Annotated in this window: 18 protein-coding genes; 15 read left to right on the top strand and 3 right to left on the bottom strand. The window is 38.3% G+C overall.

All coding sequences use genetic code 11. From position 1 onward, the window contains the following. Positions 1-49: 49 nt before the first annotated feature. The 12 genes from FCS21_RS03835 to lipA all read left to right on the top strand — a co-directional run bounded on the left by FCS21_RS03835 (position 50) and on the right by lipA (position 11,398). Entirely contained in the window at positions 50-568 is a 519-nt protein-coding gene (locus tag FCS21_RS03835; protein ID WP_246046982.1) for an LPS-assembly lipoprotein LptE, read from the top strand. A gap of 197 nt (positions 569-765) precedes the next feature. Beyond that, on the top strand, positions 766-1,830 hold the full coding sequence (gene holA / locus FCS21_RS03830; RefSeq protein WP_138620672.1) for a DNA polymerase III subunit delta: 1,065 nt from the start codon (positions 766-768) through the stop codon (positions 1,828-1,830). Between the two features lie 64 nt (positions 1,831-1,894). Further along, positions 1,895-2,584: a nicotinate-nucleotide adenylyltransferase gene (gene nadD / locus FCS21_RS03825; protein ID WP_138620671.1), complete on the top strand. Its 690-nt coding sequence runs from the start codon at positions 1,895-1,897 to the stop codon at positions 2,582-2,584. 92 nt (positions 2,585-2,676) lie between these two features. Then, positions 2,677-2,997 carry a ribosome silencing factor gene (rsfS, locus tag FCS21_RS03820; protein WP_138620670.1) on the top strand — a complete coding sequence of 107 codons (321 nt, stop codon included), beginning with the start codon at positions 2,677-2,679 and terminating at the stop codon, positions 2,995-2,997. Between the two features lie 197 nt (positions 2,998-3,194). Beyond that, positions 3,195-3,665: a 23S rRNA (pseudouridine(1915)-N(3))-methyltransferase RlmH gene (gene rlmH, locus FCS21_RS03815; protein WP_138620669.1), complete on the top strand. Its 471-nt coding sequence runs from the start codon at positions 3,195-3,197 to the stop codon at positions 3,663-3,665. 63 nt (positions 3,666-3,728) lie between these two features. After that, positions 3,729-5,693, top strand: coding sequence for a penicillin-binding protein 2 (gene mrdA, locus FCS21_RS03810; RefSeq protein WP_138620668.1), 1,965 nt, complete (start codon positions 3,729-3,731; stop codon positions 5,691-5,693). Positions 5,694-5,705: 12 nt separating this feature from the next. Then, on the top strand, positions 5,706-6,821 hold the full coding sequence (gene rodA / locus FCS21_RS03805) for a rod shape-determining protein RodA (protein ID WP_138620667.1): 1,116 nt from the start codon (positions 5,706-5,708) through the stop codon (positions 6,819-6,821). Between the two features lie 54 nt (positions 6,822-6,875). After that, positions 6,876-7,748, top strand: a complete 873-nt coding sequence (locus tag FCS21_RS03800) for a septal ring lytic transglycosylase RlpA family protein (protein WP_138620666.1) — start codon at positions 6,876-6,878, stop codon at positions 7,746-7,748. A gap of 126 nt (positions 7,749-7,874) precedes the next feature. Next, positions 7,875-9,089, top strand: a complete 1,215-nt coding sequence (locus FCS21_RS03795) for a serine hydrolase (protein WP_138620665.1) — start codon at positions 7,875-7,877, stop codon at positions 9,087-9,089. Between the two features lie 262 nt (positions 9,090-9,351). Beyond that, positions 9,352-9,615 carry a DUF493 family protein YbeD gene (ybeD, locus tag FCS21_RS03790; RefSeq protein WP_138620664.1) on the top strand — a complete coding sequence of 88 codons (264 nt, stop codon included), beginning with the start codon at positions 9,352-9,354 and terminating at the stop codon, positions 9,613-9,615. Positions 9,616-9,690: 75 nt separating this feature from the next. After that, complete coding sequence (lipB, locus tag FCS21_RS03785) at positions 9,691-10,398, top strand: lipoyl(octanoyl) transferase LipB (protein ID WP_138620663.1); 708 nt, start codon at positions 9,691-9,693, stop codon at positions 10,396-10,398. Further along, on the top strand, positions 10,391-11,398 hold the full coding sequence (gene lipA, locus FCS21_RS03780) for a lipoyl synthase (RefSeq protein WP_138620662.1): 1,008 nt from the start codon (positions 10,391-10,393) through the stop codon (positions 11,396-11,398). Before lipB ends, lipA begins: the two co-directional genes overlap by 8 nt. 137 nt (positions 11,399-11,535) lie before the next feature. On the opposite strand, the gene FCS21_RS03775 is transcribed toward lipA, so the two are convergent. The 3 genes from FCS21_RS03775 to FCS21_RS03765 all read right to left on the bottom strand — a co-directional run bounded on the left by FCS21_RS03775 (position 11,536) and on the right by FCS21_RS03765 (position 16,114). Beyond that, entirely contained in the window at positions 11,536-12,771 is a 1,236-nt protein-coding gene (locus tag FCS21_RS03775; protein WP_138620661.1) for an FAD-dependent oxidoreductase, read from the bottom strand. Positions 12,772-12,881: 110 nt separating this feature from the next. Next, on the bottom strand, positions 12,882-15,383 hold the full coding sequence (locus FCS21_RS03770; RefSeq protein ID WP_138620660.1) for an EAL domain-containing protein: 2,502 nt from the start codon (positions 15,381-15,383) through the stop codon (positions 12,882-12,884). 107 nt (positions 15,384-15,490) lie between these two features. Beyond that, positions 15,491-16,114 (bottom strand): nitrate- and nitrite sensing domain-containing protein, encoded by a 624-nt coding sequence (locus tag FCS21_RS03765; protein ID WP_171035624.1) that lies wholly within the window; start codon positions 16,112-16,114, stop codon positions 15,491-15,493. A gap of 380 nt (positions 16,115-16,494) precedes the next feature. Between FCS21_RS03765 and miaB the strand changes: the two genes are divergently transcribed. The 3 genes from miaB (at position 16,495) to ybeY (ending at position 19,607) form a co-directional block, all read left to right on the top strand. After that, positions 16,495-17,937, top strand: a complete 1,443-nt coding sequence (gene miaB / locus FCS21_RS03760) for a tRNA (N6-isopentenyl adenosine(37)-C2)-methylthiotransferase MiaB (protein ID WP_138620658.1) — start codon at positions 16,495-16,497, stop codon at positions 17,935-17,937. Positions 17,938-18,132: 195 nt separating this feature from the next. Further along, a complete protein-coding gene (locus tag FCS21_RS03755) occupies positions 18,133-19,140 on the top strand; it encodes a PhoH family protein (RefSeq protein ID WP_138620943.1) in 1,008 nt (335 codons plus the stop codon). Continuing rightward, on the top strand, positions 19,140-19,607 hold the full coding sequence (ybeY, locus tag FCS21_RS03750; RefSeq protein ID WP_138620657.1) for an rRNA maturation RNase YbeY: 468 nt from the start codon (positions 19,140-19,142) through the stop codon (positions 19,605-19,607). The genes FCS21_RS03755 and ybeY overlap by 1 nt, the downstream gene beginning before the upstream one ends. Positions 19,608-19,631 lie beyond the last annotated feature (24 nt).

Raw genomic sequence — 19,631 nt, 5'->3', positions numbered from 1 at the left:
GGCTTTTGCTATTAACGGTAACTAATCAATGTATACATTAAGCCTAATAATGAAGCGTTTAACGAGTAAGCGCTTCACGTTAATGTTAAGAAAATTAGCTATCGCAGTGCTGACCACAAGCTTGTTATCCGCTTGTGGTTTTCAACTGCGCGGTGATTATTTACTCGATGACAAATTACAAACCTTGTATGTTAGTTCAAGTGATGTTCACGGTGAACTAACACGGTTAGTAAAGCTTAACTTATCGCACAACCAAGTTAAGGTGTTACAGCACTCAGCGGTTGACGTGCCTGAATTACGTATTGTTTCTGATAAATTAGATAGGCGTACCTTATCACTTTTTTCCAATGGTCAAGTAGCTGAATATGAGCTGATATATTCAGTGCAATATTATGTGCGCTTTGCGGGTGAAGAGGCAAGGAAGTTTAACTTTGAACTTTATCGTGATTATCAAGATGATCCTAATCTTGCGTTAGCAAAAAGTAGAGAGTTAGCTTTATTGTTAAGTGAAATGCGAACAGCCGCGGCCGATAAAATATTACGTGATTTAGCTAGAGTACAACACTAGCCCTAATCGGTAATCGGTAATGGGTAATGAGATTTATTCAATATCATTACCCTCTTTAACACTAGTGTGTTTAACGTGATTCACCTATCACTGCTTTTTTACTTATTCTTTGCCGCTAATATTCGATAGCCACTATTGAGCTGCTACCATTAAGCAACTCATATTTAGTAACCACTCGCTCCCCTTAAAAGGTTTTCATGAAAATTTACCACAACCAACTCAATAAAACGCTCCAACAAGGTTTTAAACCGGTATGGTTGGTTTTTGGCGATGAACCTTGGCAAAAAAACAACAGTTTAGCCGCGATTAAAAACCATGCAAAAAACCAAGGTTTTAGTGAGGTTATACGCTTTAGCAGTGATAGTAGTTTTGACTGGCAACTGCTATTAGATGAGTATCAATCATTAAGCCTTTTTGCCAGCCAACGTATTATTGAAGTTGAATTAACCACAGTAAAAGTTGGTGATGCTGGTAATAAAGCCTTGCTAGCGTTAGCTGAGCGCTTAGCACAAGACATTGCTAGTGCTCACTTCCCCCACGATGTTATCTTTATATTTCATGGCGAAAAATTAGATGCTGCTAGCGCTAACAAAAAATGGTTTAAAAACCTAACGCAGTTAGGCTGCTATTTGCCATTGTATGATATTGAGCTCAAGGCGATGCCTCAATGGTTGAATAACCAAGCAAGACAATTACAGCTAACTATTTCTGCTGAATTAAACGCACTACTTATTGCTTTATTTGAAGGTAATTTACTCGCACTTGCCCAAGAGCTAGATAAACTTGCCCTCTTGTTTGGCTCACAGCCAATAGGTATTGAACAAGCCGAACAAATAATTATTAAACAGGCTAAATTTAACCCTTTTCAGGTGATTGATGCTTTATTACTGGGCGATTGTGCTAAGTGTATTACCATGCTTGATCAACTACAGCAAGAAGGTATGGCACCGGCTCAGTTAATGTGGGTATTCCATAAAGAGATACAGCAACTATACGCCATGTTAACTCAATTATCACAAGGCGAAAATATTGCCACTATTTATAAACAGTATCGCATTTGGGATAAACGTAAACCTTTATACCAACACGCCTTAACGCATATACAGCTAGGTAACGTAAAACGTGCCATGGTGCGTATTGCTGATATTGATTTATTAAGCAAAACCAGCAGTGAATTTAATATATTTATCTTATTAGCTGATTTGTGTATCACTTTATACCATGGTGAAAAAACCGCTGGTTTGAGTCTTAACTATGGCTAGTAGTCTGTGGCTAACGAAGCATAACTAATTTAACTGTCGCTAATTAAGCAGTGGCTAAGTAAACATGACAACTAATAATACATCTATTGCTAAGAGCAAAAACATGAATAACGGTATTGGCATTTTAGGTGGCACCTTTGACCCTATCCATTTAGGTCATACTCAATCAGCACAAGCCGTTGCTAATGAGCTAGGATTAACGAAAGTATTACTCATACCCGCGCATATTCCTCCTCATAAAATATCGCCAGAATTAGTGCCCCATGCTAGTGCTAAGCAACGTGCTGCTATGGTTGACATAGCTTGTCAACAAAGTAGTTTATTTAGTGGTGATCACCGAGAATTAGCCCGCCCAGGGCATTCTTACACCGTTGAGACACTTACAGAGTTAAAACAGCAATACCCTAATCAGCCCTTATACTTTATTATTGGTATGGACTCATTGCTCACCTTTACTCAGTGGCATCAATACCAACAAATCTTATCCTTATGTCATTTAGTGGTTAATACACGACCGAACTATTCTATTAATCATATGAATGATGCCACAAAAAACTTATTAGATAATTATCAAACATCTGATATTAATGAACTAAGTCAACTTGATTCAGGCAGAATATTTTTTGCAAATGATTGCCGCTTTGATATTTCATCAACCCATATACGCCAGCGTTTGGCGCAAAAGCAATCTTGTAACGGTCAACTATTACCTAGTGTTGCAGAATTTATTCACAAAAATAAGCTTTACCGTTAACCCTGAGCGTAAAAAGTGTTAATATCGTACCATTATGTTTGTCGCTCGAGCAGAGCGCAGCAACAATTACGATTAATGATAGGAATAACACCTTGGAAACTGAACAACTTAAAGCATTTGTTATAGAAAAAATTGAAGACATGAAAGGCAGAGATATTGTTGCCCTTAACATTACCGATAAAGCCAGCTTTGCTGATTATATGGTAATTTGTTCAGGGAGCTCTAATCGCCATGTAAAATCTATTGCTAATTCTGTTGGTATGGAATGTCGTGCTAAAGGTTTAGAACCGCTTGGCATGGAAGGTAATGATGTGGGTGAATGGGCCTTAGTAGATTTAGGCGATATCATCGTACATGTGATGACTGACGAGCAACGTGATAAATATAACCTTGAACAATTATGGGCTGAATAAGTTAATTACGTCTATTGAGTAAAAAGTCAAAGTTACCTTTGCCTTTTTACTTTCTTAGTTTACTTACATCAATAACCTTTACTTAATCAATTTTGTTAGTTTTATTACGATTATATGCCTTTGCTAGCGAGCGATATGGTATCAATAGTAAGTTAGATATAACTAACATGTCACTAATAAGAAATTAATAGTCCTTTATGAAACTCACCTTATATGCCGTAGGTAGCAAAATGCCTGCCTGGGTTAGCCAAGGTTTTGCTGAGTATAGCCGCCGTTTCCCACGTGATTTAAGCTTTAATTTAGTAGAAATCCCTGCTGGTAAGCGCGGTAAAAATGCCGATATAAGTCGTATTCTCGCTAAAGAAGGCGAACAATTACTTGCCGCCATTCCTAAAGGAAACCGCATTGTCACCCTTGAAGTTGAAGGGCAACCTTGGACAACGCCAAAACTTGCTAAACAGCTAGAAAACTGGCAACTCGACGGTAGAGATGTCGCTTTACTCGTTGGTGGTCCTGAAGGTTTATCGCCTGCTTGTATTGATGCCGCAGAACAAAAATGGTCGCTATCAGCATTAACACTACCTCATCCTATGGTACGTATACTCATAGCAGAGAGTTTGTACCGTGCTTGGAGCGTAAACACTAACCACCCTTACCATAGAGAATAATTTATTAATGACTATCTTAGCCATACTTTTAGTAAATAATTCTCTTTTACATCGCCTGCGCTAATGACAAAACGTCGTATTGTTATTCGAAACCAATCTGCGGAAGCAAACCTCTTTGCACGCCGAGCTTTTATTGCCTTTGCTGGTGTTGTATTGGTATTACTAATTCTTTTTGGTAATATTTTCAGCTTACAAGTCGACTCATTTGAAAAATATAAAACACGCTCTAACTCCAATCGAATTAAGTTATTACCCGTTGCGCCCAATCGCGGCTTAATCACCGATAGAAATGGTGTTTTACTCGCTGATAACAAACCTGTTTATAGTTTAGAAGTTATTGCTGAAGACGTAAAAAACCTTAAGGAGAGTATTGCGCAGGTTAGCCAATTACTTGATATAAATACTGAGCGACAAGAAAAATTTTTCAAATCATTAAAGCAAAAGCGGCGATTTAAACCGGTAGAGTTACATTCTCGCTTAAGCGATCAGCAAGTGGCTTTATTCTCTGTCAATCAGCATAAATTCCCGGGTATTTTTGTCAATGCTCGTTTAAAGCGTTACTACCCTTTTTCTGACTTAACCACCCATAATTTGGGCTATGTGGCACGAATCAACAGAAAAGATTTAAATAAGTTAGAGCGAGAGGGTAAATCTGATAATTATGCGGCAACCTACGGTATTGGTCGGTTAGGCATTGAACGATATTATGAAGAGTTGCTGCACGGCACAATTGGTCACCAAGAAGTCGAAATTAATAATCAAGGGCGCGTTATTCGTACCCTTAATTATACGCCACCCGTACCAGGTAAAGATCTAAAACTGACCTTAGACATAGAGTTACAAATGATTGCTAAACGTGCCTTATCAGGACATCGGGGTGCCATAGTGGCTATGGATCCTCGTACTGGGGAAATACTTGCTATGTATTCAAACCCCAGTTACGACGGTAACTTATTTGTGCATGGTATCAGTAGTAAAGACTATAAAAAGTTACTTAATTCAAAAGATTTACCACTCATTAATAGAAGCGTACAAGGCTACCCGCCCGCCTCGACCGTTAAACCATTTTTGGCATTAACAGGCTTAGAAGAAAATATTGTTACTGAGAAAACAGAAATTTACGACCCAGGTTGGTATCAACTTGAGGGCTTACCCAATCGCTACCGTGACTGGAAGCTTTGGGGACACGGCAACGTTGATTTAAGTAAAGCGATAGAGCAATCGTGTAACACCTATTTTTTTGACCTCGCGTTTAAGTTAGGGATTACTCGAATTAGTAATATGATGTATCAGTTTGGTTTTGGTGATTATACCGGAATTGATATTCACGAAGAAAGTAAAGGTATTATGCCCAGTATTGCTTGGAAGCGTGCTCGCTATAATAAGCCTTGGTATACTGGTGAAACACTATCAGTTGGTATTGGACAAAGCTATTGGACAGTAACACCGCTGCAACTAGCGCAAGCACTCACCACATTAGTAAACCATGGTGAGCGCAAAGTACCGCACTTATTAAAAGCTAATAGTGAATTAGTTATTGAAAGCAATGGTAATACTTATCATCAAATAACGCCTACGTCTTATGAACCACGCCCACCGTTAACGCTTAAAAAAGACAAACATTGGGATGTAGTACTAAAAGCTATGCATAATACCGTACAAAAAGTGGGGGCTACCGCTTATACGCCTTTTAAAGGCGTTACCTATGATGCCTCAGGTAAAACGGGCTCTGCACAGGTAGCGGGGATCAAGCAAGATGAGAAGTATGACGCTGAATCTAGAACAGAAAATGAACGTGATAACGCGATGTTTATTGCCTTTGCTCCTTTTGATAAGCCTGAAATAGTTGTTGCTGTGGCTATTGAAAATGTTGCGAAAGGCGGTGGTGCGACCAACGCTGCGCCAGTGGCTAAGCAAATTATGGATCAATATTTTGGTGATAGAGTTATTACTAGCAAAACGCATCAGGTTGCGACAACATTACCGTTAAAAGCTAAAACTCCCTCCACTATAGCAACAACACACTGAAGAGACTAACTCATGCGTAGTAGCGGACAAGATCAACAAAAAAGTCGTAGTATATGGCAAAGGCTTCATATCGATGTGCCGCTATTAATCGGTATATTAGCCTTATTATTTTTAGGCTTGTTTCTTGTCTATAGTGCCGGCGGTCAAGAGTCCGCCATCGTTTATCGCAAAATAAGAAGTATTGGTGTTGCCCTCTTGGGTATGTTTATTATCGCGCAAATCCCTCCATTGGCTTATCGAAAATGGGCTGTACCTGTGTTTATATTGGGTTTACTGATGCTGAGCAGCGTCTTGTTGTTTGGTCATGTTGGTAAAGGAGCACAGCGTTGGCTTGATTTAGGCGTAATAAAGTTTCAACCATCAGAAGTAATGAAGCTTATTGTCCCCATTATGATTGCTTGGTTTGTTAGCCAAGAAAATTTACCGGTAAAAATATCGACGGTAATATTAGCCTTCATCCTAGTACTGTTACCGACATTACTTATTGCTAAACAGCCTGATTTAGGAACGGCTTTACTGATTGCTAGTTCAGGTATTTTTGTTATTTTTCTTGCAGGTGCAAGTTGGCGCCTTATTGGTGTATGTGTTGGCTTAGCCTCTGCTTTTGTCCCCATACTGTGGATGTTTTTGATGAAAGATTATCAAAAACAACGGGTAATGACTTTTTTAAATCCTGAGCAAGATCCACTCGGCTCAGGCTATCATATCATTCAATCTAAAATAGCGATTGGCTCTGGCGGTATTCAAGGTAAGGGCTGGCTACAAGGCACACAATCGCAGTTAGAGTTTTTGCCAGAGCGTCATACCGACTTTATCTTCTCGGTATTTAGTGAAGAATTTGGTTTAATTGGCGTTGCCATTTTACTGGCCGTATACTTATTTGTAGTCATGCGCGGCTTATGGATTGCAGTTAATGCCCAACATGCTTTTACTAAGCTGCTAGCAGGCAGCCTTACGCTCACTTTTTTTGTTTACGTTTTTGTTAATATTGGTATGGTATCAGGACTGTTACCCGTGGTAGGTGTTCCCTTACCTTTGGTGAGTTATGGGGGTACTTCCATGGTGACATTATTATTGGGGTTTGGCATCTTAATGGCTATTAGTACTCACAGACGCTTTCATGTTTAACTTAGCATTAACCTAATAATTGACTATTGACTTTAGCTGTGAAATATAAAATTTATGAATATTAGTAAGCAAACTATCAACTACCTTGGTATTATTTCATTAATCTTATTGTTAGGTGCATGTAGCTCTGGTCGTTACCAACAAAAGCATGATAGTACCCCAACGCGTTTACCTAGCGAAGCTGAACTAAAAGACGCCATTGCCCGAGCAGAGCCATATAGCCGTGGCGGTAATAAAAATTATCAAGTTTTTGGTAAACATTATAAGGTATTAAACTCTGCTCAAGGTTTTGAGCAAAGCGGTATAGCCTCTTGGTATGGTAATAAATTTCATGGTCACCTCACTTCTAACGGTGAAATTTACGATATGTATACCATGAGTGCAGCACACAAAAACCTACCTTTACCCACCTATTTAAAAGTAACGAATACCGCTAATAATAAATCTGTTATTGTACGCGTTAATGACCGTGGTCCTTTTCATCACTCACGTATTATTGATTTATCTTATAGTGCAGCTTATAAGCTCGACATGTTAAAAACAGGTACTGCGCATGTTAAAATAACCGCTATTACCGATTTTGATACACAAACAGCTCAGATAAAAGCACCGTTCAAAGAGCCTACTTTATCTAGTAATACTGAGAAGATTAACGATATAGCTCAAAAGGAAGCGCAGCCCCTAGCAAGAAGCCTAGGCATTGCTACGCCATATATTCAAGTCTTAGCAACCCGCAATAAAGCCCTTGCTATTGAAAAAGCTAAGCTACTAAAAGATAAATATAAACAACAAACAAGTTACCCTGAACATCAGGGCGTTTATCGCATCCAAATAGGACCTCTTGAAGATATTGCTACCCTAAACGCGTTATTATTAACCCTAAAAAGCAATGGTTACCCTAATGCGTACCCAAGAAGCAGCCAATAATGTTACATTTAGTAACTTTCACGTGAAATTATAAACAATCCCTTTGCTGCCCATAGCCAAGCTTTTTAGACATGGTATACTTTCGCACAGTCCATTTTCCTTAATTCCCGATATATGACTAAAACTATGACCCAAGTAATAACTAAAGCAATAAAACGTTCAGACAATCATTATCCTAAAAACAAGCTATTAAGCTTTTTCAGTGGTGCACTATTTAGTGCAGCAACTGTGTTTATACCCGCTGTACATGCTATTACTATCATCCCTGATGCACCGCAAATAAACGCTAAAGGTTTTATATTAGTTGACTATACTACCGGTAAAATAATCGCAGAAGAAAATGCTGATACGCAGCTAGCTCCGGCGAGTTTAACTAAAATAATGACTAGTTATATTATCGGTAAAGAGCTTGAAAACGGTAATATTAAAAATACTGATAAAGTATTAATTAGTGAAAAAGCCTGGGCTAAAAAATTTCCTGACTCTTCTAAAATGTTTATTGAAGTCGGTACAGAAGTACCCGTTGAATTATTAAACCAGGGTATTATCGTCGCATCAGGTAATGATGCTTGCGTTGCCATGGCTGAGCATATTGCTGGGAGTGAAAGTGCTTTTGCTGATTTAATGAATGCTCATGCTGAGCAACTAGGTATGTCGAGTAGCTTCTTTGAAAATAGCCATGGTCTAGACAGCACATCACATATGACCACGCCAAGAGATATGGCAACATTAGCTATTGCCTTGATACGTGATGTACCAAAAGAATATGAGATTTATAAGCAAAAATCTTTTACTTATAACAACATCAAGCAATATAACCGTAATGGTTTATTATGGGATAAAAGCTTAAATGTTGATGGTATGAAAACCGGACATACCTCTAACGCCGGTTATAGCTTAGTCACCTCTGCTACTAAAGATGATATGCGTTTAGTGACGGTAGTGATGGGCACGGCAAGTGAACGCGCTCGAAAAGTAGAAAGTAAAAAATTATTAAACTATGGCTTTCGCTTTTTTGAAACCATTACCCCTTATAAAGCGGGTGAGAAATTTATTACTAATCGCGTATGGATGGGCCACAAAGAAAATGTTGATTTAGGTATTACTTCAGATACCCCGATAACTATCCCGCGTGGTCAACGAAAAAACCTAAAAGCAAATTTTGAACTAAACCAACAATTAACCGCGCCTTTAGCGAAAGGTACTGTAGTCGGTACTTTATTTTTACAACTAGAAGATGAAGATATTGCACAATATCCACTGGTTACTTTGGAAGAAATTAACGAAGGTAGTGTTTTTAGTCGTTTAGTTGACTATGTTAAGTTGCAATTTGCTAACTAAACATAGTCAAAATAGATAAATTAATAACAAACACCTCAAAACAGCCTCTTCATTGAGGCTTTTTTTGCTTAGACTTTTACTTATACTCACGAGCCAGCTAGTAAGACTTTATCAAAAAAAATTACTCGATATTTCCACCACGTAAAATGATCACTGCGTTAATTTGCTGCGTATAAGTGACAAAACAATATCAGCAGTGAATATTTAATGATAAAATGGTGTCATTACGTAACAATTTCGCTCAATAAAGAAGTAACTAAAGATGAACACAAAGTTTGACGAATTATTAGAATTTCCTACCGTATTAAACTTTAAAGTGATGGGTGTTGCCTGTGACGAGCTACCTGATTTAATCATAGCTGAGCTACAAAAGCATACACCTGATGATTACAACCCCAAAATAAAACCAAGCTCAAAAGGTACTTATCATTCGGTATCTATTTCGGTAACTGTTACCAGTAAAGAGCACATTGAAACTATTTATAAAACCTTAACGGCCATTGAGCAGGTAAGATACGTTTTATAACCATCAAGAAGTATAACCGCTTTAATACGATTAATACGGTAACTTAACGCAATGTAGATTAACAAGGTTTATCTCGTGGTCTCAAATTCAATAGTCAAGCAAGATGTTCCTCGCCTGACCGACTCATTAGTCATTAGACAATTAAACACCATGGATTACAGCCTTGTTTGGCAAGCCATGAAAGATTTTACTGATAACCGTGATGACACGGTAGCTGATGAATTATGGCTAGTAGAGCACCCAGCGGTTTTCACTCAAGGGCAAGCGGGTAAAGCAGAGCATTTACTGGTACCTGGTGATATTGACGTGGTAAAGGCTGATAGAGGTGGTCAAATCACTTATCACGGACCTGGTCAGCAAGTACTTTACGTTATGATTAACCTACGACGTAGAAAAATTGGCATTCGGCAATTAGTCACCTTAATTGAGAACAGTATCGTAGCGGCTTTAACGGATTATAACATTAACGCTTATGCAAAAGCCGATGCCCCGGGTGTTTATGTTGATGAAAAAAAAATAGCGTCATTAGGACTACGCGTACGCAAAGGCTGCTCTTTTCATGGCCTAGCCTTAAATGTTAATATGGATTTATCGCCTTTTTTACGCATAAATCCTTGTGGTTATGCCGGCTTAGAAATGATACAAACTGCCGACTTACAAGGCCCACAAGATACCGCTAGTGCAGGTACTGCACTAGTGAAACACTTAATAAACTTACTTGACGCTAACGACGTTAGCTATCAATCAGGTTTACCAAACGAGAAACATACGCATCATGAGTAGTCATTTACCCTCAGAACCAAAAACAGCCGATCGTGCTGCTGGCGAAAAATTTCGCGATGCAGACAAGTTAGCGCACATCCCAATTAAAGTCGTTAGCTCGACAAAAGCGACTATGCTACGTAAACCCGACTGGTTACGTATTAAGTTACCTCGCTCTAGCGATAAAATTGATAGCATTAAAGCTAATTTACGTAAAAACAACCTTCATTCAGTCTGTGAAGAAGCTTCATGCCCTAATCTGTCGGAATGTTTCAACCATGGTACCGCCACCTTTATGATTTTAGGTGATCTTTGTACACGCCGTTGTCCATTTTGTGATGTCGGTCATGGCCGTCCATTACCGCCAAACCCTGATGAGCCTAAAAAATTAGCGGATAGCTTAAAAGACATGGGCTTAAAGTACGTGGTAATTACCTCAGTAGATAGAGATGATTTACGTGACGGTGGTGCCCAACAATTTGCTGATTGTGTCAAAGAATTAGCAGAGCAAGCACCCAACACTAAAGTAGAGATTTTAGTACCCGATTTTCGTGGCCGTATGGACAGAGCGCTTGAGATATTAAATCAACATCCGCCACACGTTTTTAACCACAACATGGAAAACGTACCGCGTCTTTATACTAAAGTACGCCCTGGTGCTAATTACCAATGGTCGTTAGATTTGTTAAAACGCTTTGGCGAAGCAAACCCAACGGTAGCAACTAAATCAGGATTAATGGTTGGTTTAGGTGAAACCAACGAAGAAATTTTAGAAGTCATGCAAGACTTACGTGATCACGGGGTAACAATGCTTACTATTGGTCAATACTTACAACCAAGTAAAGATCACCTTGCGGTTGAGCGTTATGTACACCCTGATGAATTTGCTATGTTTGAACGTGAAGCGAAACGAATGGGGTTTGAGCATGCTGCTTGTGGTCCACTAGTACGCTCAAGTTACCATGCTGACAAGCAAGCTGCTGGTGAAGAAGTGGTAAATTTCAATCCTACTAGCGACTAACAAATAAGAATAGTCTCAAGTCATGTAAAAATGAATGTATTTCAAGCCCGATAATATTTTATTATCGGGCTTTTTATTGTGATTTTATTATAACTTTTTGATAAGTATTAATCACATAACAATATATTGTTATAACGCTATATACCGCAAGCATACGCCAGTGCTTTATTCTTGATGGTACTATTAACAAAAGGGACTTTATTAACCGCTAGCAAGGCTATATTACGCGCCGCTTTAACCAGTGGTGACCGGTGACTAAAACCCGCATATAATGCATCCATGGTAGACATCATTAGTAAGTTTTCGTTACGCCTTGCTTTTTCATAGCGCGCTAATACTTTTTCGTTATACCACACTTCGCCATTACCTATTGCCTCGGCAATAACATGCTGTAAAGCTAACACATCTTTAAAACCTAAGTTGACTCCCTGCCCTGCCATTGGATTAATAGTATGCGCGGCGTCACCTAACAACAATACTTGCTTATGTTGATAACGATTAGCATGCCTGCGTGTTAACGAAAACTTTGCTTTAGCCAATACCTTGATATTCCCTAAGCGGTTAGGAAATTTTTTCAATACTTCATGTTGTAATTGGTTATTGGATAACGCGGCGAGGCGAGTGATTTCATCGCGCTGATGATACCAGACTAACGAGGCATAACCACCTAACTGACTCTGTCCAGGGAGTGGTAAAAAAGCCACAGGACCGGTAGGGAAAAACTGCTGCCAGGTAATATCTTGCTGGGGCAGCGATGTTTCAACATTAATGAGCATCGCAGATTGCTGATAATCCCAACCGGTCATACCAATGGCTGACATTGATCTTACTTTAGATTTCGCGCCATCAGCGCCAATAACAAGTTTTGCCGTTAAACGGGTGTTCGTTAATGTTAACGTGACTTTAGCATTAGGATTAATTGCACCATCGTACGCCGCACAAGTGCTATTATCGTTTTGCTCTAAAGAGAGTAAACTTTCAGGACAAAATGTACGGATATTAGTCATAGCATTAACTTGCTGCCATAACGCCAGTTGGATTAAACGGTTCTCTACAATGTGCCCTAAATGAGCTTGCTCAATATCCTGGGCATTAAATTCAGTATAAGCACTGTCATGCTCCCAAACACCTAAGCGTTTATAAGGACAAGCGCGCCATTGCTCAACCTGCTGCCAAGCCCCCACTTGTTTTAATAAGTTCTGTGAAGCTAAAGAGATTGCCGATACACGTAAATCTAATGGTTGCTCAGCCCTAAACTCAGCGGGGGGATGTTTTTCAACTAGAGCCACCTGTAAACCAAGCTGTGCTAAAGTCAGCGCACTGGTTGCGCCCACCATACCACCACCAATAACAACACAATCAAAATGTTCCATACTTTAGTGTTCACAACAAAATAGAAATATAATGATATGTTACCCAAGCAGACCGGTAATTTCGAGCCATTTAGTCATTAATTACCTGTTTACTATCAATCTAATCATTATTAAGCTATCCATTTAGGTGAATCGCCTACTTCTTGACACAGGGTAATTAATTCAGTCGCAATTATCGGTTTAGAAATAAAATAGCCTTGGCCATAGTCACACCCTAACTCGCGTAAGTAATTATAATGCTCTTGTGTTTCGATCCCCTCACCAACAAGCTTTAACGATAAGCTATGCCCTATTAACACAACCGCTTCAACTAAACTCGCATCGGTTTTATCGTCAATGGCACCTTGAATAAAAGAGCGATCTATTTTCAATACATTAATAGGAAAATGTTTTAAGTAACTCAGTGATGAATAACCAGTACCGAAATCATCCATATGGATAGCGACACCTAAACTTCTTATTTCTTGCAGCGTGGTGATCATTTCTTGAGAGTTATCCATCAATAAGCTTTCTGTAATTTCGACTTTAAAGTTCGATGGCGCAATATTATGCTTGAGCAATGCGTTACTGATGACTTCTTTGAGTGGCGTTTGACTCGTTTGTTTACACTGTCGGCTAGAGACATTGACAGCAACATGAAGCATTAAGCCAAGCGACTGCCAGTGATTTAAATCAGCACAAGCTTGCTCTATCACCCACTGACCAATCTGTTCAATTAATCCTGTTTCTTCGGCAATAGTGATAAAGTTATCTGGATAAATTAATCCTTTATTAGGATGTTGCCAACGTATCAGTGCTTCAACACCAATAATTTCACCATTACTGAGTGAAACCACTGGCTGATAATGTAAAACAAATTCTTGTTGTTTAATGGCTTGTCTTAATGCTTGTTCGATATACATACGCCGACTTACCGTTTCATTCATCTCTTTAGTAAAAAATTGATAGGTGTTACGCCCAAGTGTCTTTGCTTGATACATCGCGGTGTCAGCATTTTTAAATAATAAATCAGCATTATCTCCATCTTCAGAGGCGACGGTAATACCAATACTCGCAGATAGCACCGCTTCGTTTTTGCTACCTAAGTGAAACGGCATAGACAATGTCGTTAGCATATTATGAACCAGACCTTCAATCACTTTGCGGTTAAGGACACCCTCCAATAAAACCACAAACTCATCTCCCCCCAAACGCGCTACAGTATCTTTCTCACGAACACACATTTTTAGCCGCTTTGCTGCTAATTTTAATAATTTATCACCGCTGGTATGCCCCCAGGTATCATTAACATATTTAAAGCGGTCTAGGTCAATGAAAAGTAAGACCACATCATTTTTTTTATTCTCTTTAATGATGGTCAATTCTTTACGTAATTTATCTAAGAAAAAATCACGATTAGGCAACCCCGTAAGAGAGTCATAGTTAGCTTGTATCCAAATATCTTCTTCATATTTTTTATACTTAGTTATATCTGAAAATAAGCTAATGTATTGTAGTGGTTTTCTACTTTTATCTCTGACCACCGAAATCGCTAAAAACTCCGGAAATAATTCGCCATTTTTTCTTTTATTCCAGACTTCACCCTGCCAGCAATTTTTTTGCTCCAGATCCTGCCACATTTTTTTATAAAAGCTACGTCCATGTTTACCCGAACTCAATATGTTAGGGTTTTTACCAATAACGTCTGCTGCGCTATAACCACTAATACGACAAAACGCTGGGTTGACTGTTTCAATTTCATTATTGGCATTGGTAATCATGATCGCTTCTGAAGCATGATGAAAAACAGCCGCTGAAATTTTTTGGTCTTCTTCAGATTGGTTTATCTCAGCCAGTATATGATTAAAAGCAATCACCATATCAGTTATTTCATTATTACCTTGTACCATTAAAGGTTGATTAAAATTACGTTTTAGTTGCATTTGTTTCATACCATCACGAATATGTCTCAGCTCCTTAATAAAACGCTGAACCGATAAGAATGAGAAATAAACGGTAAATATAAAAAGTAGTAAGAATATAGCCAAAAATAGTCTTAAGCTTTCAATGGCTTGCTGCTCTTTAGTCTGGGCTAGGGCTTGTATATCAGTGCGAATGTGGTGACCGAGTGCTTTAAATTTATCAATACGCTGTGAAGATAACTCCAACCAATAATCTGCGTCTATCTCAAGTTCATTACGTTGTAGCTGTTTAATGGCATCAATAGCTTGTCTATCATCAATATGATATTCGCTATCTATTTGTTCAATATTTTTACCTTCATTTTTTAAAGAATCTGTTAGTAACATGTATTGATAGTAGCGAGTAAAATAGTCTTTAATAGTCGCCAGCGCTTGTTTATCCTCTGGAGTAAAATGACTACTGTTCGTTAAGAGGGCGATATAATCTTGAGTAATAGTCAAGCTGTTGATAAAAGTTTGTCGATCAGTTGCTTCACCTCGTAAGGTATACTTTTTAAAGTAATGTATCAGACCACCGTAACCTATTTCACGCTCTAATTGCGCAAGTTGCTCAGCACGAATTAACTTTTGGGTAAGTAACTTTCTTATCGCTAAGACTTGCTGATTATTATCGGTATCAAGTTGCCCTTGTAACAAAACCTGATTAGACAACTTTGATACCGAAAGTAAATCATCGATAAGCTTTTCTTGTTCCTCTCCATGAAAAATAACTTTTTTAAGTTCAATTACATCTATTTGATTAGCATATAATAAGCGAGTTAAAGCACTGCGTTCTTGTTCTGATTTTTCTTGTAAGTAAAGTAAGGTAAGGTAAGAAAGTCGACACCATTACGATGTTGTTCAATATTATGAGGCTGTATTAGTACTTGTGATACTAAGCGTAAGAGTTGTTGAATAAATTGAGAATAATAAGTGAAGCCTGCATCACTCTTGCAAGCATTAATAATACATTCATCAATTTTTTTGCGCTGCTGTGCTAGTACTGCAACACTAGCTAAGCCATTGGTTAGTATTTTATTAATAACAACATCACGAGTAATACTGGTAACATTTACTTCTTTTAACTTTATTTTTTCGGTTAATGTTACATAGTGCTCTATGTGTGCATCCGTCTTTGCTCTTTGCTCTTTCAAGCTATTTTCTTGGTTAGTGCTAACAATTTTTTTTGCCGATAAACCACGCTCTTTTTGTAGTTCATAAATTAAATCGTCAATATCACTGGCAATAGCAATAGACAAGCTCGCTTGATGCGCTTGTTCAATATCACGTAAATAATCACCCGTATCATTAATACCCAAAGAAAATATAATGAACCAAGGTAGTAACAGTAATGTTATTAAGCGCGTTCGAATAGTTAACTTACTTTTAAGCTTTTTTAACATAACAATCAACATCCTGATGATAGAGTAACAATGTGAAAATGTGAAAATGTGAAAAGCAAGTGCAGCTGCTCGAGGTTAACATACAAATACAAACAAAAACCTTATTTAATATCAAGGTAATGTCATTTTTTTATCGATAAGCATCAAGAAATCTAATGTCCTATAGCTTCTCTTCATGACATGACCAATAAACCTTATTTTTCAGTAAATGCTCTGTTAATGTGCCTTAAATTTACCAAGGAGTAGTAAATATCTTAATAGACTTACTTTTATCATTCGAAATTGGTAAGCAATTGGTATAAAATACGCCTCCTTTATCTATACGAGAATTACTTAGGTTTTTCTGGTATATAATCAAATCGCCTGTGAAGAGTGAAGTAATGAGTAAAAAGCTATATATCAAAACTTGGGGCTGTCAGATGAACGAGTATGACTCGCAAAAGATGGCAGAATTGTTGGACTCAACTCATGGTTTCTCCTTAGTTGAAGAAGCGGAACAAGCTGACGTTATTTTGCTTAATACTTGCTCTATTCGTGAAAAAGCACAAGAAAAAGTATTTCATCAGTTAGGTCGCTGGAAAAATCTAAAAGATAAAAACCCAGCGTTACTTATTGGCGTTGGTGGTTGTGTTGCCTCTCAAGAAGGCGACTCTATTCGCAAGCGTGCGCCTTTTGTTGATATGATTTTTGGTCCACAAACATTACATCGTTTACCAGAAATGTTAAATCAGTTACAGCACTCAAAAAATCCGATTGTGGATGTAAGCTTCCCTGAAATTGAAAAGTTTGACCGCTTACCAGAGCCTAAAGCAGATGGCGCTAGCGCTTTTGTTTCTATTATGGAAGGCTGTAGTAAATATTGTACTTTTTGTGTTGTACCTTATACGCGCGGCGAAGAAGTCAGTCGCCCACTTGATGATGTACTGTATGAAATAGCACAACTTGCCGAGCAAGGTGTTCGTGAAGTCAATCTACTTGGCCAAAATGTCAATGCTTATCGTGGTGAAACACATGATGGTAGTATTTGTCGTTTTGCTGACTTAGTACGTTTAGTTGCCACCATTGACGGTATTGACAGAATTCGTTATACCACTTCACACCCTGTTGAGTTTACTGACGATATTATAGAAGCTTATGCGGATGTACCTGAGTTAGTTAACCATTTACATCTGCCTGTACAAAGTGGCTGTGACCGTATTTTAACGCAAATGAAACGTGGTCATACTGCCCTTGAATATAAATCTCAAGTACGTCGATTAAAAAAAGTACGTCCTGATTTATCCATGTCTTCTGATTTTATTATTGGCTTCCCTGGTGAAACTGATGAAGATTTTGCCGATACCATGAATCTAATTAAAGCAATAGATTTTGACTTAAGTTTTAGTTTTATCTATAGCGCTCGCCCTGGTACACCGGCAGCAGATTTACCTGATGATATTGACGATCAAGTGAAAAAAGATAGATTAAAGCTATTACAAGACCAAATAACACACCAAGCATTACGTATTGCAAGACAAATGCTAAATACCGAGCAACGTGTTTTGGTAGAGGGTCCTTCAAGAAAGAACCCGATGGAATTACGTGGTAAAACAGAAAATAACCGCACGGTTAACTTTGTTGCCCCGCATAGCGTTATTGGCCAATTTGTTGATATTAAAATTACTGATGTTGTTGCTAACTCGTTACGTGGCGAATTAGTTAGACAAGAAAAAGATATGGGCTTGCGTATTGCACACTCACCTGCGGATATTTTAGCGAATAATCACCACACAGCAACGCCAAGTAACCTTGACGATTTAGGTGTCGGTACTTATACACCATAATAGCTTGATTATAATATGTTAATGCTAGTAAATGCCCTATTAACTGGCATTAACATGACTTTTAGCATCATGTTATTTAACACTATTTAATTTAGCACAACGGAGATAAATTTGACCACAACTCAACAACTCACCCAAGACGTTTTCAGTTTAGCCCCTGTAGACAATCATAGGCTGGCAAACTTGTGCGGACCTATGGACGATAACTTAAAAACCATTGAACGCCGTTTAGGTGTGACGATAAGTTACCGTGGTCATGAGTTTACTGTTGTTGGCAAACCAAAAAACCGTCATGCTGTGGTCAATGTGTTAAAAGATCTTTACCTTGAAAGCCAAACAGTAAAGGGTGAAAGCAACACCATAACACCTGACATGGTGCATTTAGCCATTTTAACGGCCGATTGCTTAGAGCAAGAGCAACTCGGTGATAAACAATTGGGTGATCAACTAGACAGTAAATACGATGATATGGTTACCATTAAAACCAAACGTGGTTTAGTTAAACCCCGTAACCCAAATCAACAAGCGTATGTACAAAATATTATTACCAGTGACATTAGTTTTGGTGTTGGTGTTGCCGGTACGGGTAAAACATACCTCGCAGTAGCTTGTGCGGTAGACGCACTAGAGCGCCAAGAAGTTCGTCGTATATTACTGACGAGACCCGCAGTAGAAGCCGGTGAAAAACTAGGCTTTTTACCGGGTGATTTATCTCAAAAAATCGATCCTTACTTAAGACCTCTTTATGATGCTTTGTTTGAAATGCTCGGTTTTGAAAGAGTCGAAAAGCTCATTGAACGTAATGTGATAGAAATTGCACCGTTGGCTTACATGCGTGGTCGCACGCTAAATGATGCGTTTGTTATTTTAGATGAAAGTCAAAATACCACTGTTGAACAAATGAAAATGTTTTTAACACGTATCGGCTTTAACTCACGAGCGGTTATTACCGGTGATATTACTCAGGTTGATTTGCCCCGTCATCAGCAGTCTGGACTTCGCCATGCCATTGAAGTACTGCAAGATATTGACGGCATAAGTTTTAACTTCTTCCAGTCTAAAGATGTTGTACGTCACCCGGTAGTTGCTCGAGTAGTTGATGCTTACGACAGTTTTGAACAAAAAATGAATAGAGAAAGACAAGAAAAAAAACAGGCTCAGCAAGTACAACAAACCAGCAACAATAACGATGAATCAAACTAATGGCTAATGTAGTCGATATTCAAATAGCTTGTAAACCTACAGAGTTACCAAGCGAGGCACAGTTTCAGCGCTGGATTGATACCACGCTAGCAGAAGTCAGTAGTAACTCTGGGCAATTTTTTGAGTTAACCATTCGTTTGGTAAATAAAGAAGAAAGCCAACAGTTAAATAAGCAATATCGAGGCAAAGATAAACCCACTAATGTATTATCTTTTCCTTTTGAAGTTCCTGATGGTGTTGAACTTAATCTGTTAGGTGACCTAATTATTTGTATTGATGTCATGCAACAAGAAGCACAAGAGCAAAATAAGGCTTTATTTGATCACTGGGCTCACCTTGTAATACATGGCTGCTTACATTTACTAGGCTTTGATCATATCAATGACAGTGAAGCGCTGGAAATGGAATCTCTTGAGATTGCTATTTTACATAAATTAGGGATTGACGATCCTTACATAGAAAAGTAAATTGTTTAGCTTGTGTTGATAAAA

This window comes from Colwellia ponticola (assembly GCF_005885605.1).
In the GTDB taxonomy this organism is placed as follows: domain Bacteria; phylum Pseudomonadota; class Gammaproteobacteria; order Enterobacterales; family Alteromonadaceae; genus Colwellia; species Colwellia ponticola.
Note: the sequence above shows the minus strand (reverse complement) of the source record. Positions and strands in the feature narration are given on the sequence as shown.

Coding starts and splice junctions, on each gene's coding strand:
- FCS21_RS03835 (WP_246046982.1), top strand. CDS start 50: ATGAAGCGTTTAACGAGTAAGCGCTTCACGTTAATGTTAAGAAAATTA.
- holA (WP_138620672.1), top strand. CDS start 766: ATGAAAATTTACCACAACCAACTCAATAAAACGCTCCAACAAGGTTTT.
- nadD (WP_138620671.1), top strand. CDS start 1,895: ATGACAACTAATAATACATCTATTGCTAAGAGCAAAAACATGAATAAC.
- rlmH (WP_138620669.1), top strand. CDS start 3,195: ATGAAACTCACCTTATATGCCGTAGGTAGCAAAATGCCTGCCTGGGTT.
- mrdA (WP_138620668.1), top strand. CDS start 3,729: ATGACAAAACGTCGTATTGTTATTCGAAACCAATCTGCGGAAGCAAAC.
- rodA (WP_138620667.1), top strand. CDS start 5,706: ATGCGTAGTAGCGGACAAGATCAACAAAAAAGTCGTAGTATATGGCAA.
- FCS21_RS03800 (WP_138620666.1), top strand. CDS start 6,876: ATGAATATTAGTAAGCAAACTATCAACTACCTTGGTATTATTTCATTA.
- FCS21_RS03795 (WP_138620665.1), top strand. CDS start 7,875: ATGACCCAAGTAATAACTAAAGCAATAAAACGTTCAGACAATCATTAT.
- ybeD (WP_138620664.1), top strand. CDS start 9,352: ATGAACACAAAGTTTGACGAATTATTAGAATTTCCTACCGTATTAAAC.
- lipA (WP_138620662.1), top strand. CDS start 10,391: ATGAGTAGTCATTTACCCTCAGAACCAAAAACAGCCGATCGTGCTGCT.
- FCS21_RS03775 (WP_138620661.1), bottom strand. CDS start 12,771: ATGGAACATTTTGATTGTGTTGTTATTGGTGGTGGTATGGTGGGCGCA.
- FCS21_RS03765 (WP_171035624.1), bottom strand. CDS start 16,114: ATGTTAAAAAAGCTTAAAAGTAAGTTAACTATTCGAACGCGCTTAATA.
- miaB (WP_138620658.1), top strand. CDS start 16,495: ATGAGTAAAAAGCTATATATCAAAACTTGGGGCTGTCAGATGAACGAG.
- FCS21_RS03755 (WP_138620943.1), top strand. CDS start 18,133: ATGGACGATAACTTAAAAACCATTGAACGCCGTTTAGGTGTGACGATA.
- ybeY (WP_138620657.1), top strand. CDS start 19,140: ATGGCTAATGTAGTCGATATTCAAATAGCTTGTAAACCTACAGAGTTA.